At 49.5% G+C, this 16,064-nt stretch carries 16 protein-coding genes and 1 rRNA gene; 14 read left to right on the forward strand and 3 right to left on the reverse strand.

The features are described 5' to 3' along the window. Nucleotides 1-39 precede the first annotated feature (39 nt). The 7 genes from rrf to V4U88_RS16620 all read left to right on the forward strand — a co-directional run bounded on the left by rrf (nucleotide 40) and on the right by V4U88_RS16620 (nucleotide 5,946). Nucleotides 40-156: ribosomal RNA gene (rrf, locus tag V4U88_RS16590) — 5S ribosomal RNA — on the forward strand. A gap of 436 nt (nucleotides 157-592) precedes the next feature. Next, nucleotides 593-1,489: an ABC transporter substrate-binding protein gene (locus V4U88_RS16595; protein ID WP_334074379.1), complete on the forward strand. Its 897-nt coding sequence runs from the start codon at nucleotides 593-595 to the stop codon at nucleotides 1,487-1,489. Between the two features lie 226 nt (nucleotides 1,490-1,715). Beyond that, nucleotides 1,716-2,204: a GNAT family N-acetyltransferase gene (locus V4U88_RS16600; RefSeq protein WP_334074380.1), complete on the forward strand. Its 489-nt coding sequence runs from the start codon at nucleotides 1,716-1,718 to the stop codon at nucleotides 2,202-2,204. Nucleotides 2,205-2,548: 344 nt separating this feature from the next. Further along, a complete protein-coding gene (locus V4U88_RS16605) occupies nucleotides 2,549-3,718 on the forward strand; it encodes an LTA synthase family protein (RefSeq protein ID WP_334074381.1) in 1,170 nt (389 codons plus the stop codon). Between the two features lie 44 nt (nucleotides 3,719-3,762). Continuing rightward, the gene (locus V4U88_RS16610; RefSeq protein ID WP_334074382.1) at nucleotides 3,763-5,058 is read left to right on the forward strand and encodes an erythromycin esterase family protein; all 1,296 of its coding nucleotides are present in this window, start codon (nucleotides 3,763-3,765) and stop codon (nucleotides 5,056-5,058) included. 57 nt (nucleotides 5,059-5,115) lie between these two features. After that, complete coding sequence (locus tag V4U88_RS16615; protein WP_334074383.1) at nucleotides 5,116-5,283, forward strand: hypothetical protein; 168 nt, start codon at nucleotides 5,116-5,118, stop codon at nucleotides 5,281-5,283. Between the two features lie 150 nt (nucleotides 5,284-5,433). After that, nucleotides 5,434-5,946 carry a DinB family protein gene (locus V4U88_RS16620; RefSeq protein ID WP_334074384.1) on the forward strand — a complete coding sequence of 171 codons (513 nt, stop codon included), beginning with the start codon at nucleotides 5,434-5,436 and terminating at the stop codon, nucleotides 5,944-5,946. A 71-nt stretch (nucleotides 5,947-6,017) separates the two neighbouring features. Here the strand turns inward: V4U88_RS16620 and V4U88_RS16625 are convergent, their stop codons facing one another. Genes V4U88_RS16625 through V4U88_RS16635 form a run of 3 tightly spaced genes read right to left on the reverse strand, consistent with a single transcriptional unit; the run spans nucleotide 6,018 to nucleotide 8,919 of the window. Further along, a complete protein-coding gene (locus V4U88_RS16625; protein ID WP_334074385.1) occupies nucleotides 6,018-7,001 on the reverse strand; it encodes a CobW family GTP-binding protein in 984 nt (327 codons plus the stop codon). A gap of 28 nt (nucleotides 7,002-7,029) precedes the next feature. Further along, nucleotides 7,030-7,974 (reverse strand): TIGR03943 family putative permease subunit, encoded by a 945-nt coding sequence (locus V4U88_RS16630; RefSeq protein WP_334074386.1) that lies wholly within the window; start codon nucleotides 7,972-7,974, stop codon nucleotides 7,030-7,032. A 15-nt stretch (nucleotides 7,975-7,989) separates the two neighbouring features. After that, the gene (locus V4U88_RS16635) at nucleotides 7,990-8,919 is read right to left on the reverse strand and encodes a permease (protein ID WP_334074387.1); all 930 of its coding nucleotides are present in this window, start codon (nucleotides 8,917-8,919) and stop codon (nucleotides 7,990-7,992) included. A 177-nt stretch (nucleotides 8,920-9,096) separates the two neighbouring features. Between V4U88_RS16635 and V4U88_RS16640 the strand changes: the two genes are divergently transcribed. The 7 genes from V4U88_RS16640 (at nucleotide 9,097) to V4U88_RS16670 (ending at nucleotide 16,041) form a co-directional block, all read left to right on the forward strand. Continuing rightward, the gene (locus V4U88_RS16640) at nucleotides 9,097-9,267 is read left to right on the forward strand and encodes a YetF domain-containing protein (protein WP_334074650.1); all 171 of its coding nucleotides are present in this window, start codon (nucleotides 9,097-9,099) and stop codon (nucleotides 9,265-9,267) included. A gap of 294 nt (nucleotides 9,268-9,561) precedes the next feature. Further along, nucleotides 9,562-10,551, forward strand: coding sequence for a biotin synthase BioB (gene bioB / locus V4U88_RS16645; protein WP_334074388.1), 990 nt, complete (start codon nucleotides 9,562-9,564; stop codon nucleotides 10,549-10,551). A gap of 75 nt (nucleotides 10,552-10,626) precedes the next feature. Beyond that, complete coding sequence (locus tag V4U88_RS16650; RefSeq protein WP_334074389.1) at nucleotides 10,627-11,319, forward strand: response regulator transcription factor; 693 nt, start codon at nucleotides 10,627-10,629, stop codon at nucleotides 11,317-11,319. Next, nucleotides 11,316-12,338 carry a sensor histidine kinase gene (locus V4U88_RS16655; protein WP_334074390.1) on the forward strand — a complete coding sequence of 341 codons (1,023 nt, stop codon included), beginning with the start codon at nucleotides 11,316-11,318 and terminating at the stop codon, nucleotides 12,336-12,338. Before V4U88_RS16650 ends, V4U88_RS16655 begins: the two co-directional genes overlap by 4 nt. A gap of 98 nt (nucleotides 12,339-12,436) precedes the next feature. Next, entirely contained in the window at nucleotides 12,437-13,192 is a 756-nt protein-coding gene (locus V4U88_RS16660) for an ABC transporter ATP-binding protein (RefSeq protein WP_334074391.1), read from the forward strand. After that, nucleotides 13,189-15,126: an ABC transporter permease gene (locus V4U88_RS16665; RefSeq protein WP_334074392.1), complete on the forward strand. Its 1,938-nt coding sequence runs from the start codon at nucleotides 13,189-13,191 to the stop codon at nucleotides 15,124-15,126. Before V4U88_RS16660 ends, V4U88_RS16665 begins: the two co-directional genes overlap by 4 nt. A 60-nt stretch (nucleotides 15,127-15,186) precedes the next feature. After that, on the forward strand, nucleotides 15,187-16,041 hold the full coding sequence (locus V4U88_RS16670) for an undecaprenyl-diphosphate phosphatase (RefSeq protein WP_334074393.1): 855 nt from the start codon (nucleotides 15,187-15,189) through the stop codon (nucleotides 16,039-16,041). Nucleotides 16,042-16,064 lie beyond the last annotated feature (23 nt).

Raw genomic sequence — 16,064 nt, forward strand, 5'->3', positions numbered from 1 at the left:
TTCGTATCCAGTTTTCAGGTGATCAAACATCTGAACACGTTTGGTGGCGATGGCGGAGGGGTTCCACGCGTACCCATCCCGAACACGACCGTTAAGCCCTCCAGCGCCGATGGTACTTGGACCGAAGGGTCCTGGGAGAGTAGGACGTTGCCAAGCAACTAAGAAAGAGCACTACCGTATGAAGCGGTGGTGCTCTTTTTGTATACTCTAATACAAATTGATGCAAATCTGCAGGTATTTCCGAACGTTTGTGCCCCGAAGAGCGAAAAGGATGCAAATGTGCAGGAATTTTCGGTCCTCTCCCCGGAATGGGGCCCCATTGGCGAAAAAACCTGCAGATTTGCAGGAATTTCGATTAGAAGAGACTACTTACTCCAGAGTGACATCTCAAAAGGATCATTGCCGAAGTGCGTACTTATGCAATGCTCTTATTTTAGATCTTGACTCATGTTAACAAAAGATGTAATGTTCTATAAAAGTAATAATATACCAAAAAAAGATAATATTTTAATTTTAAGTTTTTCCGCATTGGGAATGGGGGTTATGCTAGATTGTTTTCAAAGAAAAAATGATAGTGTGTGCTCTGCTATGTTTGATTCTTACATCCGGCTGTTCTACGGAAACGAGATCTTTTCCCAAGGATAAAAATGTAACATTAGACGTCGGAAATACCAAAGAGGAGCAATTCAAACAAAGGTATTCGGCTTTAGGTGAGGCCTTGTACGGCTTTAAATCAAATAACTACATAAATATCCCATTCTCGATGATCCTCAGAATCGGTCAGACGGAAGGCCTGACTTTTATAGATGCCCGAACACTGCAAGTGAAAATGGATCCAGCCGCAGGGCATGGCATCTTTCAAACGGTCATTGATTTCCAGGATAAAGCCGTTTATGACAAAGATGACGATCCTACGGGTGAAAGCGAACCGGCGCCTATATTGACGGGCCATGCCGCCATGGAAATTCAATCTTACGCGATAGCTTATAATTTTAAAGAATACAGCCGGTTTATCGGTGCCAAAAGTATCAATTGGGACATGGTAACCGTTCCGGTGGGTAGCCGAACTCGAGGGCAAAGCGACTATTACGAGGTGCAGGAGATTTACGGGATATCCTCCAGGACGCAGCATGAAGAAGAAGCTTGGGGGTTAGTTAATTTCATAACGAACGATACGCAGGAAATGAAAAAAAACCAGCAAAATCAACAATCGATGGGATTGCCTGTAAGAATGAATCTGATGAAGACCGTTGAGGGCCACGATTTATCGCCCTTGTACGAGCTGGATCTCGTGACGAAAAGCAACAATCCCTATGACTATATTCATTATGAAATCATAAACGCTTTTAAAGATGTGGGTCAAAACGTGATTCAAGAAGTTATAGAGAATAAAATCACGCTAGACGAAGCGATTGAAAAGATTGAAAAAGAAGGGCAGGCGGCGGTTGACGGAATGAAATTAAAACTGGACCAAATGCCTGATGTATAGCCATCAAAGCTGATGAGAGCCAAGTCAAATGCGACACGAAAAAAGCGCCGAAACCGGGCGCTTTTCCTTTGGGCGACGGGCAGTCGTAAATTTAGCGAGTTAATTGCCATGAGTGATCCGTTTAAAGCAGCGGTTGCGTTGCCATAAGGAAAACACGAACCAAGGGCTGGAAGATATCTAATTAAACCGAAAGCGAGAAATTTGGATGAACTTATATATACGTGAAATGACTGAAAAAGATCCCTTAGTTATTTCCAAGGCTTTTGAAGAACAAGGTTGGCATAAACCGGTTGAGTTGTACCAGAAATATGTTGAAGAGCAGCATCGTGGGGAAAGAGTTGCTCTAGTTGCTGAATTAGGCGGCGAATTTGCAGGTTACGTCAACGTGATTTGGAATTCGTATTATGACTATTTTAGAGAATGCAATATCCCTGAAGTGAGTGATTTTAATGTTCTTCAGAAATATCGTCGACGGGGAATAGGATCAAAACTGATGGACAAGGCGGAGGAAATCATTCGTGAGAGATCCCGAGTAGCGGGTATCGGTGTTGGTCTCTTTTCAGATTACGGCAATGCCCAAGTACTTTATGTAAAGCGTGGATATATTCCGGATGGCAGAGGGATTCACAATGGTGAACGTTATCTAAAGTATGGAGATAGCATTGTAGTAGATGATGACATAGTTTTATATTTCAAAAAGCTGTTAAAGATCTAATTAGTTAAGTGGGCCTACCACATCCTTGCCTAACGCCAATTCTTTAGTTCAACCTATATAGGCACATAATCTGAAGCGTTTGGAGGTAATTTAATGAAATATATTTGTCCGAATGGAGTGGATTTCATATGGGAAAAAACGCCGGGAATCTGCTGGCCGTTCTGGTCCTCTGCGCTTCGCTGGTTTGTTGGTTTCATACTGTAGGAACACATCATTCCCCACGTTCCCCACACGCTTCGCCTTCTTCTCAAACCCAATGGGTGGAAGCCTTGAATCAACATAAGAGCTTAGACTTAGGCGGGGGACATGCCTTTTTTGGCACGGGAAAAAACTGTAATCTGATTATGGTTCAGATGGAGTCCCTGCAAAATTTTATGCTGTATGCATCCATTCAGGAACAGCCGGTCACCCCGGTTCTGAATCGACTGGCTGGGGAGAGCTTGTATTTTCCCTACATTTTTCAGCAAATCGGTAGCGGGAACACGTCGGATGCGGAGTTTTTAAGCAATACGTCCATTTACCCGATCGGGGCCAAAGCGATGTCGGAGGCCTTCGGGGACCGGATCATTCCGAGTCTTCCCCGGCTCCTCAAGTCTTCGGGATATACAACGCGTACGTTTCATGTGAATGAAGCGAGTTTTTGGAACCGGGACAAGCTTTATCCGTCATTAGGTTTTGATCAATATTACGACAAACCGTACTTTTCTCAAACCAAGTTTAATCGCTTTGGTGCATCGGATGAGGAACTGTTTCGGGTGGGCATACAGAAAATCAAGGCGTTTAGGGACCGGGGGCAAAAGTTTTACACCCAGTTTGTAACGGTATCCAGCCATGCCCCGTTTGTGATCCCCAAGGAGATGAAGCGCATTAAACTGACTGAGGATCTGGACAAATCCCGGCTCGGTGACTATATCCATGCCATAAATTATGCCGACTATGCGTTGGGGACTTTTATCGATGAGTTGAAAAAGAGCGGGATATGGGATAAATCCGTTGTGGTTGTCTACGGTGATCATTTCGGTTTAAACAAGAACCAACACACGCCCGAGAATATCAGCAAATTGTTGGCGCTTCCTTATCATGATCCTATCAGCCGATTGAATGTCCCTCTGATCATCCATTTGCCCGGTCAGCAGCAGGGATGGGTAATCGAGCGGACAGGCGGTCATGTGGACATTCTCCCGACGGTGGCTAACCTGATGGGAATCGATTTGGAACAGCGAAATTTTACGGCGTTCGGACAGGATTTGCTGAATGTGGAGCATAACCTGGTAGGGGTCAGATATTATTTGCCGGAGGGGTCTTTTTTCAAGGATGATGTGCTGTTTATACCGGGAAAAAACGGCTTTCGGGACGGACGGGCGGTGTCGCTTCAAACGTTCCACGATATTCAGGATACAGCCTCGCTTCGAGAAGATTACGAATCTGTCTTAAGGCTGCTCAAACAATCCGACTCTTTTGTAAAGAAGTTGCCGCGAAGAGGCGAAAATATTGCCATACATAGAACGCCATGAATATTCAAAAAGTATGAAGAGCAAGCGGTGAAAGGAGGAAGATCATGCAGCGGTTGGTGTATGCCGTGCCGCCGATGGAGAAGCTAAGGGAATGTGTTCTTCGTTACCAGAGGCCCGAGGATCTCCAGCCCGTCGTTCAAGCGGCGAGGCAGGCGCGTGTGGTGCTTTTGGGCGAAGCGTCTCATGGGACCTCGAAGTTTTATACGACACGCGCGGAGTTAACCAAACAGTTGATTGCCGAAAAAGAAATCCGGTTTATCGCAGTCGAAGGAGATTGGCCTTCCTGCTTTGAATTGAACAAATATGTAAAGGATCTTGAGGACAATGAAGCCAATTCGGCAAGGGAAGCGTTGGAGGCCTTTAACCGCTGGCCATCGTGGATGTGGGCCAACCGTGAAGTCGAGGCTTTCACGGAATGGCTCAGAGCTTATAACTTGCAGCGGTCACCGAGGGAGAGGATCGGTTTTTACGGCTTGGACTTGTACAGTTTATGGGAATCGATGCAGCAAATCATCGGGTATTTACAGCGTACGGGTTCGCCGCTTTTGGAGCAGGCCCTTCATGCCTTTGCCTGCTTTGAGCCCTTTGGTCAAGACTCTCAGTCTTACGGAATTTCGGCCGGTCTGCTTGGCGAAAGTTGCGAGGAAGAAGTGATCCGCCTGCTGCAGGATATGAGCCTATCGGAGCAAGGCCTTGGCGGGTACCATGGTCATCAGCGCGCCGAGGCTGAACTTAGCGCGGAACTGAATGCGCTGGTCGCTGCGGATGCCGAGCATTATTACAGAACGATGGTCCGAGGCGGGCCGGAGTCATGGAATGTGCGGGACCGCCATATGGTTCATGCCCTGAAGAAACTGCTTGATTATCACGGTTCCGATGCGCAAGCGATAATTTGGGAGCATAATACGCATATTGGTGACGCAAGGGCGACCGATATGGCCGAGGACGGCATGGTGAATGTGGGCCAGCTCGTCCGGGAGCAATATTTGAAGCATGAAACGTTTAGCGTGGGCTTCGGCACGCATCACGGTGAAGTACTGGCCGGGTCCGCCTGGGGGGCTCCCGCCGAAGTGATGACTGTCCCTCCCGCCGTTAAAGGGAGCTGGGAGGACTTACTGGCACAGGCCGGAGATGGAGAGGACCTGCTGCTGCTTACGGAGGGGACCTCCCGGGAGGCCATTCCCAAACTCATGGGACACCGGGCCATTGGCGTTGTATATGACCCGCGGCACGAGTTAGGAAATTACGTGCCTTCCGATATGGCGGCCAGATATGACGCCTTTATCTATCTGCATAAAACCCATGCTCTCCAGCCGCTTCCTCTGGAATCCCTGGTATAAAAGATTGGGCAAATCCTTCTTTGCCCGCCGAAACCATTTAAGGAGGTGACACGATCAATGAGCAATAAAATCGAAGCCATCCGCGCGGATCATCAAAATTTCCTCGACAAGACCGAGGATGAAGTGAAGGAGGTGCCGGCAACCACAAACGTCAACGATGCGGTGGAGGCGATCACGGCACACATTAACAAATACGACGTTCCGGAAGAAAAAGAAGAAAAGTGATCCATGCTTTGAAACAAGGAACCCGGATGAAAGGGTTTCTTTTTTTGTGATTTGGTGTATCTTGTACCGGCTCAAGAGCCACCGTTTGAGGAGTGCTTCCGCTAAATGGTATACTGGATTTATATTTTTACATATTAAGGAGGTTAGCCCATGTACCACACAATTCAGGAGTTTTTGGAGGATTGGAAGCAGGAAGAGGGTCTTACGATCAAAGTGCTGGAGCGTTTGACGGATGCTTCCTTAAATCAAGCGGTGTCGGAACAGCAGCCCCGCACCTTGGGCGCTTTGGCTTGGCATTTGCTTGGCGGACTCGGGGGCATATTGGGAGGTGCGGGACTTCAGATTGAAGGTCCGGACTTTAAAGCGCCTGCACCGAGCAGTGCGGCGGAAATCCTGGAAGGCTACCGGCAGATGAGCGCCGCGGCTACGACCGCGCTGAAAGCGCAATGGAATGACGCCAAGCTGTCGGAAAGTCTGAAGCTGTTCGGCTTTATCGATACGACCTACGGCGGCGTCTTGAACACGGTAGTCCGGCACCAAATCCATCATCGCGGTCAAATGACCATTCTGATGCGCCAAGCGGGCGTTGTGCCTCCGGGAGTTTACGGTCCCAATGAGGAGGAAGGGGCTGCCATTCGCGCAGCGGCGCAAGGAGGAAAATAACCGGGCATCGCAAAAGAGAAGCCTTCTAATCGTAGGGTTTATTCCCGCGGGTTAGAAGGCTTTTAGCCGTATCAGCACACGATACGCCATTCCTCAAGCAGCCGGGCTTCGTCCAGTTCATAGCCGATAACGACCAGATAGTGCGGACCCCGGTATGGCGATGATTCTATCTGCAGGCGTTTGCCCGCAAACTGAATCAAAGAAGCATGGGGAGATCCGTTCAGGCAGAGATAACCTTTGGCCCGCAAAACCCGGCCCTCCCGGTGTTTGAGAAACTTCTCGAGCTTTTTCTCGGAGAAAGAGGCCTGTTCGGGAATCGGGATAAAGATGCTCTGGATACGGGAATGCGACTTATGCCCATGTGAATGGGAGGCAAGCACCTTCAAGCGATTTGGCGCAGGCGCTTCTTGGTTGGCGTTGGCGTGTTGCAAAGGCTGAAATCCATGAAGAAGCAGCTCAAAGTCTATCTTGGCGTTCACGGCGGGAAGCTGAGGCGCGTTTGGATTATGCTTTTCCACCAGCTTGGTTACTTTGATCAGATGCGCAGAATCCACAAGATCCGTCTTATTGATGATCATTACATCGGCCACATCGATTTGCCGGCGCAGTGTATGAACAAGCTCTTTATCCGTGGAGAAAATACTGTTGTATTCCAGCGCATGTTCCGCATCAAGAACCGTTATGATTTTGTCCAGTACTACGCTGTGGCGAAGCTCCGGATCGGCCATGGCGTCCACTACTTCCTCGGGATTAGCGACCCCGGTAAGTTCTATGACCAGCAAATCTGGGGCCGGCCTCAAGGCAAGCAAATTTTGGAGAGCGCCCGAAATCTCGCTCTTTTTACTGCAGCAAATGCAGCCGTCCAGCAACTTCTCCAAAGGCAGTCCGTCCAGAGCCTCCGAAAGGATCAAGCCGTCTACGTCTTGTTTGCCCAACTCGTTCATGAGAATCGCGGGTCTCAGCCCACGCTGCTGAATTTCACGCAGCAACTGCAGAAGCAGCGTCGTTTTTCCGCTTCCCAGGAAACCGCTAATAATAAGTACGGGGGTTTTCAACGATAATCGCTCCTGACTTCTTTGGATTTTAAGGGAGACTGACGTTCAAAAACTCGAAGTTAGGGTATATATATGGATTTCCCGGAGCTTCCATGACTTCGATTTCCTGCACGTCGATTTTGATGATGGTGTTCCCGTTATATTCCGTATGACCAAGGGTGCCTTTCACCTTTACCCAGGTATCGTCTTTGAATGCGGCGGCTTCGCCGGATTCCGCGAGAACGCCGTACGGGGAGGCGTCGGCGGTACAGCACTGGACGGCGATCCGCCCGATCACGAACTGGTTATCGGCCAGATCCGGCTCCCGGTAAACAAAGCCGGTGATTTCAATCTCTTTTCCCATAAAAGGGTCGGCAAACGTGATGATCGACGAAAGAATCTCCATATAGATTTCCGGCTTGACTTCGATTACGGGTAATACATACAGCTTTTTGGCCAATTCCGCCAGGTCCCGGTCGAAATCATTGTCCGCCTGAAACATCCGGTCCAGGTCCGGCTCTTCGGCTTGAGCCATAGTACCGGAAGCGGTTGATGCACCAGGTGCTGCATTCGCGGGGGAAGCTTCGGCTTTTGCTTTTGCCTTGGCCTGGCCGAGCTGTACTGAGCCGAACTGCATTCCTTTTTTCTCCGCCAACGAGCCGCTAAGCACCGTATTCGGCAATGTAAAACCGAGCACGAGCGGAAGAAGGAAAAGCGCATAGAGCAGACCACTGCCGAATCGGGAAGCCGTTTGCGGGACTTCGCAGCAATCGCAGTCGACGATCTGGCCCTTATAGGTGCGGTAAGCGACAAAGCCTTGAATTACGGCAAGGGCATACACGACGAGGGCCGAAGCTTTGACGAGCGGCATGATTCGTACGCCGATATACAGCTGAAGGGCATCCGTCTCAACCAAAAAAGCGATATAACCGGACAATGCCAGCAATAGAGCGGTTTTGAAGATATTATGAAAGAGCAGACGCTTGTTTTTCATAGGACACCTCGGCTCTTATTGGAGCAGCAGTTGATCCAAGCCTACACTGAAGACCAGCACCAGCACGATGATCAAAGCTCCCAACGTGATAACGAACTTCGTTTTAAATACGGAAAGCAGCATAAGTGTACTTTTTAAATCGAGCATGGGACCCAGCACCAGAAACGTGATAAGAGAGCCCGCGGAAAATACATTGACGAAGGAAGAAGCGACAAACGCGTCCGAGTTGGAACAAATCGACAACAAGTAAGCGAAGCCCGCCATCAGGAAGTGGGACGAAAGCGGTCCCTGACCGTAGGCGGCCAATTGGGCGGTGTTGACGAACGTATGGATGAGTGCCGTTATAAAGGCGCCAAGCAGTAAATATTTGCTCATCTCGAAAAATTCCTGGCTCATGTGGTTCAAGAAACCGATAAGTTTGTCCGTACCGCCGCCGGGATGAGGAGAACGGTTACCGCCGCTTTCCTGACCATACATCATTTCCGCCCGAAGCCGAAGAGGCTGATAGCGGACGACCCTGTAAATAATCATCCCGATGCAGAAGGCGATGATAAAAGCCAGACCCATCCGGGAATATATAATTTCAGGGCGGCTCCGGAACGCCGTGTACGTCGCGAAAAAGACGATCGGATTTAGTATCGGTCCGCTTAAAATAAAGACGGCGGCTATGTACACAGGCATGCCCTTAGCAATTAACCGCCGGATGACGGGAATCATTCCGCATTCGCAAATCGGGAAGAGAATGCCGAACAAACAAGCCGCAAGGATCCCTAAAACCGGGCTCTTGGGGATCATTCGCGCAATCATTTCTTCGGGGACGAAGACCTGCAGCAGGGCGGAAAACACAACCCCGAGTAAAATAAACGGCAGCGCTTCAAGAAAAATGCTGATGAACATCGTGCGGAAGGTAAGCAGGTCCTCATATCGGAACACGAAAGAAAACATGAAGAAAATACTCCTTTGTGATAGTCTCTGGAGATAGAGTCAGGAAGATGATGGTTTTATTTTAATAGTAATGTTTACAAATAACAACCTTGGATTTTGAATTCCGGATTGCTTCAAGCTCATATCGGATCAGGAAGGCCATAACTTGCTTGTGACCTCGCCGAGACAATAGATCAGCTGGAAATCAATTTGCGGCAGGCGGGGATTCAGTGGCACAGCGACGTGAAGACAGCGACCATCGACCCGAACGGGCAGCTGGGCTATGAACTTATTGAGGATGCCGGACCCGTTACCTTAAAGCAAATGCGAGATTTACTGGATCAGTATTTTATGGAGCCACCGCGGTAATAAAATCACAGGATGTCCCGAAATCACAGAAAATGTCGCTCTTTTCGGAGATCGAACAGTCCGGCACGAATATAAAAAATAAAAAGTTGCAATAAGCTTGCTAAAGTGATTATCCCGGACCAACTCTCGTGAGAGAGTTGGTCTTTTTTGCAATGCTTTCACATTCCGTTCCGTGACTAGGTGACATGAATAAAAAAATTTAGTGGACTAATTGTCAACTTAAGGTTTATTATTTTGGTTGACAATTAGGATTGACGAGTACGTTATAAATTCGCTAGAGGGGAGACACAGTGTATGCATAAGCGGCGGGGTTGGATGAAGTTAACGGAAAAGGCGCTGAACGGCGGACTTTTGACGATCGAGGAGGGCCTTAGCATATTTGCGGCGGAGGACGATCAACTGCTGAAGATTCTGGAAGCCGCGTTTCAGGTAAGAAAGCATTATTACGGCAAAAAAGTGAAGCTGAATATGATCATCAACGCGAAAAGCGGACTTTGTCCCGAGGATTGCGGTTACTGTTCGCAGTCAATCATTTCCCAAGCCCCGGTTTCCCAATATACGATGCTGGATAAAGAGACTCTGCTGGCCGGGGCTAGGGAAGCGATGGCCAGGAAGGCCGGCACATACTGCATCGTAGCGGCAGGAAGGGGGCCGACAGAACGGGAGCTGGGGCAGGTAATCGAGGCGGTAGAGGAGATTCGGGAAACGATGCCACTTAAAATCTGTGCCTGTTTAGGTCTCCTTGGCGAGGAGCAGGCCCGAAGGCTTGCGGAAGCGGGGGTTCACCGGTACAACCATAATTTGAATACCAGCCGGTCGAACTATGGATCCATCACAACGACGCATACGTATGAGCAGCGGGTAGAGACGGTAGAGAAAGTCAAGGCCAAGGGAATGTCGCCTTGTTCCGGGGTCATTATCGGGATGGGCGAGTCCGACCGGGAAATCGTCGAAATGGCTTACACGCTTCGTGAGCTTGATGTGGACTCCATCCCGGTCAATTTCCTCAATCCGATTCCCGGAACCCCGCTGGCTCAGGCTGAACGAACGACCGCCTCCAAAGCTTTGAAGACGCTAGCCTTGTTCCGCTTCGTTTGTCCATCCAAAGAAATCCGCGTGGCGGGCGGACGCGAACTGACGCTACGGACACTTCAGCCGCTGGCGCTCTATGCGGCAAACTCGATTTTTGTGGGAGACTATTTAACGACCGCGGGACAAGAGATTTCCCTCGATCACCAAATGATCGAAGACCTTGGTTTCGAAATCGAACTAAACGCGCTTTAAACCGGATGGATGGCATATCTCGCAGATTTGCTATACACTGGGTATTGATGCAGATGATAAAGCGTGGTGACTTCTATGTTTAAGGTAATGCTGATTGAAGATGATATGACTCTTTTTCATGAGGTTAAAGAACGACTGCAGCAATGGTCTTATCAAGTATTTGGCGTAGAGGATTTTAGCCGTGTGCTCCAGGAGTTTACGGAGAATCGGCCGGATCTGGTCATTATCGATATTCAATTGCCTAAATTCGACGGGTTCCATTGGTGCCGGATGATTCGTTCCCACTCCAATGTGCCGATCATCTTTCTGTCTTCCCGCGATCACCCGACGGATATGGTGATGTCCATGCAGCTCGGGGCCGACGATTTTATCCAGAAGCCGTTTCACTTTGAGGTGCTTGTCGCGAAAATTCAGGCCACCCTGCGGCGGGTTTATAACTATAATACGGACCGCGTGGAACTAAGAACATGGCGCGGGGCGACAGTGGAATATGTGAAAAATACTCTTACGGGAGAAAAGGGCGCCGTTGAGCTTACCAAAAACGAAATGTTTATCTTAAAAATGCTGATCGAGCGAAAAAACCAGATTGTGAGCAGGGATGAACTCATTCGCAGTCTGTGGGACAACGAGCATTTTGTCAGCGATAACACCTTGACGGTCAACGTCAATCGTCTGAGGAAGAAGCTGGAAGCGATCGGTTTGGACGCTTACATCGAAACCAAGGTGGGACAGGGTTACATGGCGACGGAAGAGGCCGGCTCGCTATGATCGGTAAATACATAAGGGAACGGCTGAGTTGGATTTTGCTCGTGCTGTTCCTTCAAGGACTGCTGTTGCTTGTCGCTTATCTGGATACGGCGATCCCGTTTCTGCCGATGCTGTATATTGTGTTTTTGTCGCTGCTGCTCTTTACGGGCTTCCTCCTGGTCCGGTATGTCAAAGAATCGAGGTTCTATAAGGGCCTTGCTTCTTGGGAGGATGACTATGATCTTTCCTCCATCGCTCACCCGGAGAGTCCGTTCGAAGCGATTGCGTTGGATCGCCTGACCTTGCAAACCGAACGGTTCAAAAAGGAATCTTCGCAGCATCTTGTCGAATTGGAACAGGAGAAGGACGATCTTCTTTCCTGGATCCATGAAGTGAAAACGCCGCTCACCACCATGCAGTTGATCATCGACCGCATGGATGACGAGGCGCTCAAATCCCAACTGATGTACGAGTGGCTGCGCATCCATCTTTTGTTGGATCAACAGCTTCACCAGAAGCGGATTCCATTCATGAAAAATGACGTGTACATCGAGAAGACGGTCCTGGAAGCCGTCATTTACAAAGAAATCAAAGCGCTCAGATCCTGGTGTTTGCAAAAAGGCATCGGCTTCGACGTATCCCTTTCGGCGAAGGAAGTGCTGACGGACGAGAAATGGCTCGGCTTTATCCTCAGGCAGCTCCTGACAAACGCGGTGAAGTACAGCGGCGCTTCTTCGGATATCTTCATCGAAAGCGAGGAAGTGGAGGGACGGGTCCGGCTCCGGATTCGCGATTTCGGAAGGGGGATTGATCCGAAGGACTTGCCGCGTATTTTCGATAAGGGCTTTACGTCGACAACGATGCATAAAGACAGCGCCGCGACCGGCATGGGGCTCTATTTGGCTCAAAAGTCCGCCGAGGTGTTATCCATCCGGATTGAGGTGGAGTCCAAACCGGGAGAGGGCTCGACATTCTCGCTCATTTTTCCGAAACGCAATGAGTTCGTAGATCTAATCCGGCCGTGGCCGATGGGCATGTGACAACATTGTCACATGCTTTTCTGCTTTGTTCGCCGAATCGAAGGAAAGATCGGGGCATCTCGCTTATGATTAGAGCATGAACTGAAGGAGTGGTGGAAATGGCGATTCTGGAAGCCAGTAAAATTCATAAGAGCTACGGCAATAAATTCAATAAGCAGGAAGTGCTCAAGGGCATCGATTTAAGTGTGGAAAAAGGCGAATTCGTCAGCATTATGGGCGCTTCGGGTTCGGGGAAAACCACGCTGCTGAACGTGCTGTCTTCGATCGACAAAGTCAGCCTCGGCAGCATTAAAATCGAAGGCAAAGAATTCACGGGCCTGAAAGAAAAGGAGCTGGCCGAATTCCGGAAGCATCATTTGGGTTTCATTTTTCAAGAGTATAATCTGCTCGATACATTAACGGTGAAGGAGAACGTGCTGCTCCCATTGTCGATCAAAAACGTATCCCGGAAAGAAGCGGATCATAAATTCCGCGAGGTGGCCACGGAGCTTGGGATTTACGAACTGAAAGACAAGTACCCCAACGAGATTTCCGGCGGTCAGAAGCAGCGGACCTCGGCGGCGCGGGCCTTTATTCACGAACCGAGCATCATTTTCGCGGACGAGCCGACGGGAGCGCTGGACTCCAAATCGGCCTCCGATTTGCTGGACAAGCTGAGCGAGTTAAATCGCAAGATGGAGGCCACGATCATTATGGTAACTCACGATCCGGTCGCGGCGAGCTATTGCAGCCGGGTTGTATTTATCAAGGATGGTCAAATTTATACGCAACTGAATAAGGGTGAGGAGACGCGGCAAGCCCTCTTCAACGATATTATGAAGACCCAGGGCGTATTGGGCGGTGTTCAGGAATGAACATCAACTATCTGATTTTCCGCAATTTGAAAAAAAACCTGAAAAACTATTATTTGTACGTATTTGCATTAGTTTTCAGCGTGGCTCTATACTTCGCGTTCGTTACGCTGCAGTACGATCCGGCCATGGAGGAGATTAAAGGCTCCGTCAAAGGCGCGGCCGGGCTTTCCGCAGCGTCGGTTCTTCTCGTGGTGATCGTCGCCGTATTTTTGCTCTATGCGAACAATATTTTTATCAAGCGGCGGGGTAAAGAAATCGGGCTGTTCCAGCTGGTCGGCTTGACTAAAGGGAAAATATTCCGCATTCTGAGCAGTGAAAATTTGATTCTCTATTTCGGCTCGATGCTGATCGGTATTTTCCTCGGCTTTGCCTCCTCCAGGCTGTTATTGATGGTTTTGTTCAAGATCATTGGGGTGAATGCCCAGGCGTCGCTGAACTTTTCGGTCCAGGCTTTGGTGCAGACCGTCATCGTGTTCGCGGCGATCTATTTGTTGATCATGCTGATGAACTATTCGTTTATCAAACGGCAGAGCATTCTTTCCTTGTTCCGCGTGGTCTCCACGACTGAAAATACGGTCCGGAGAATGACGTTATCGCAAGTAATCATCGGTTTTCTGGGAATTTCGCTTATTTTGTTCGGCTATTATGTGTCCACTAAGCTGTTTAGCGGCGCTTTCGTCAAAATGAACGAATTGTTCCTGGCGATGGTGCTGATCTTGGGCTCGGTGATTGTGGGAACCTATCTGTTCTATAAAGGATCGGTCAGCTTTGTTTTCAACATGATTCGAAAAAGCAAAGGCGGTTATTTGTCGCTCAATGAAGTGCTCTCGCTTTCGTCCATTATGTTCCGGATGAAATCGAACGCTCTGCTCCTAACCATCATCACGACGGTGTCCGCACTAGCCATCGGGCTGTTGTCACTCAGCTATATCTCCTACTATTCGGCGGAGGAGTCGTCCAGGCAAACGGCGCCGAATCATTTTACGCTGTTGGAGGAAAAGGATGTAACGGCGTTTACCGCGGGGCTGCGGAAAGAAGGCATCGATTACACGGAGATTCGCCGGGATGTGATCATGATGGATGCCGATGTTTCCCGCATGATCGGAGCCAGCGTGGCGGAAGAGTCCGACGGGATCATCCCTTTGCCCATCGTCGATGAGAAGTCGGTGGCGGGAACGGAGGTTTCGCCCGGGGAAGCCTGGTTTACCGGCTCCAGCGATGCCATGAAGCAGTTTATGGGCATTCAATCCACGGGGGATTTAGAGCTGAAGGGGCGGACGCAATCGTTCCCTCTGCATGTAAAGGGATTGAATAAAGAATCGGTCATTTCCCTGTATTTTTCCAAAGGGGCTCCGACGCTCGTCGTGGACCAATCGGTCTTTGAGCGGCTGGCGCAGGAGAAAGTGCCGGAACTTCAGAGATCGGCAGGCATGTATATTGGAATTGATATCGCCGATCCGAATAAACTGGCACGCGCCAATGAGATCTTTATGGATATGAAAGTGGACGATCAGCCAGGGTACGTTTCCCTGTTAAACAATATCGCCGTCCAGAAGAGCAACATGGGACTCATCATGTTTATCGTGGCTTTTCTCGGCTTAACTTTCCTCATCACCTCCGGCTGCATTTTGTATTTCAAGCAGATGGGGGAAGGCGAGGAGGAGAAGCCGAGTTACACGATTTTGCGAAAACTCGGGTTCACGCAGGGCAATCTGGTGCGCGGTATTCAGTTTAAGCAGATGTTCAGCTTCGGCATTCCGCTCGTGGTCGGGTTATCGCACAGTTATTTTGCCGTCCAGTCCGGCTGGTTCTTCTTCGGAACCGAACTGTGGACGCCGATGTTCCTGGTCATGCTGCTCTATACACTGCTCTATAGTATCTTCGGGATTTTATCATTGTTCTTCTATAAACGGATCATTAAGGAATCGCTGTAAAGGTTGTAAAAGGATTTGCAAGTGGCGGCCGCTAAATAGAAAAAAGGAGATCTCTATGCTATGGAAACGATTTTTTCGATCCTGAAATCGATTGTTTTGGGGATTGTGGAGGGGGTTACCGAATTTTTGCCGGTCTCTTCCACAGGCCATCTGGTCATCTTCGAAAACCTGCTGGGCTTTAAAGGGACGACCCCGTCTTATGTGGAGATGTATACGTACGTGATCCAACTGGGGGCTATATTGGCGGTCATCGTCCTGTATTGGGGCAAAATTAAGGATACGCTGGTCAACTTCTTCCCGCATAAGGTCGGCTTTGAAAGATCGGGGTTCCGCTTTTGGCTGATGCTGGCGATCGCTTGTATCCCCGGCGGCGTGTTCGGCGTTCTGCTGAACGACTGGTCCGATGAACATCTGTTTACGCCGGTCGTCGTGGCGTTCACGCTGTTTTTTGGCGGGCTGTGGATGCTTTACGCGGAGAAAAAATTCCGCAACAACGGATTGAACGGCGGTGGCGACGAGTTGAACGTCACGATCAAGCAGGCGTTGATCATCGGCGCCTTCCAGTGTCTCGCGATTATTCCGGGGATGTCGCGTTCCGCTTCGACCATCATCGGCGGCTGGGTGGCCGGCTTGACTACGGTGGCGGCCGCGGAGTTCTCCTTCTTCCTGGCGATTCCGGTCATGGTCGGCATGAGCTTCCTGAAAATTATGAAAATCGGCGGATTTTCGTCGATGACTTCGACCGAACTCATTTCGCTCGGCGTCGGCTTTGTCGTTTCGTTCCTCGTTGCGCTCGCCGTCATCAGCAAGTTTATTTCTTACCTGCAAAAGAAACCGATGAAAGTATTCGTATACTATCGGATGATTTTTGCGGTTATCGTCCTGATCGCCGGAATGGCCGGCCTGTTCCACTAGACGAAAGCCATGAGTCCCAGACC

This window comes from Paenibacillus sp. A14 (assembly GCF_036864815.1).
Classification (GTDB): domain Bacteria; phylum Bacillota; class Bacilli; order Paenibacillales; family Paenibacillaceae; genus Fontibacillus; species Fontibacillus sanfengchensis.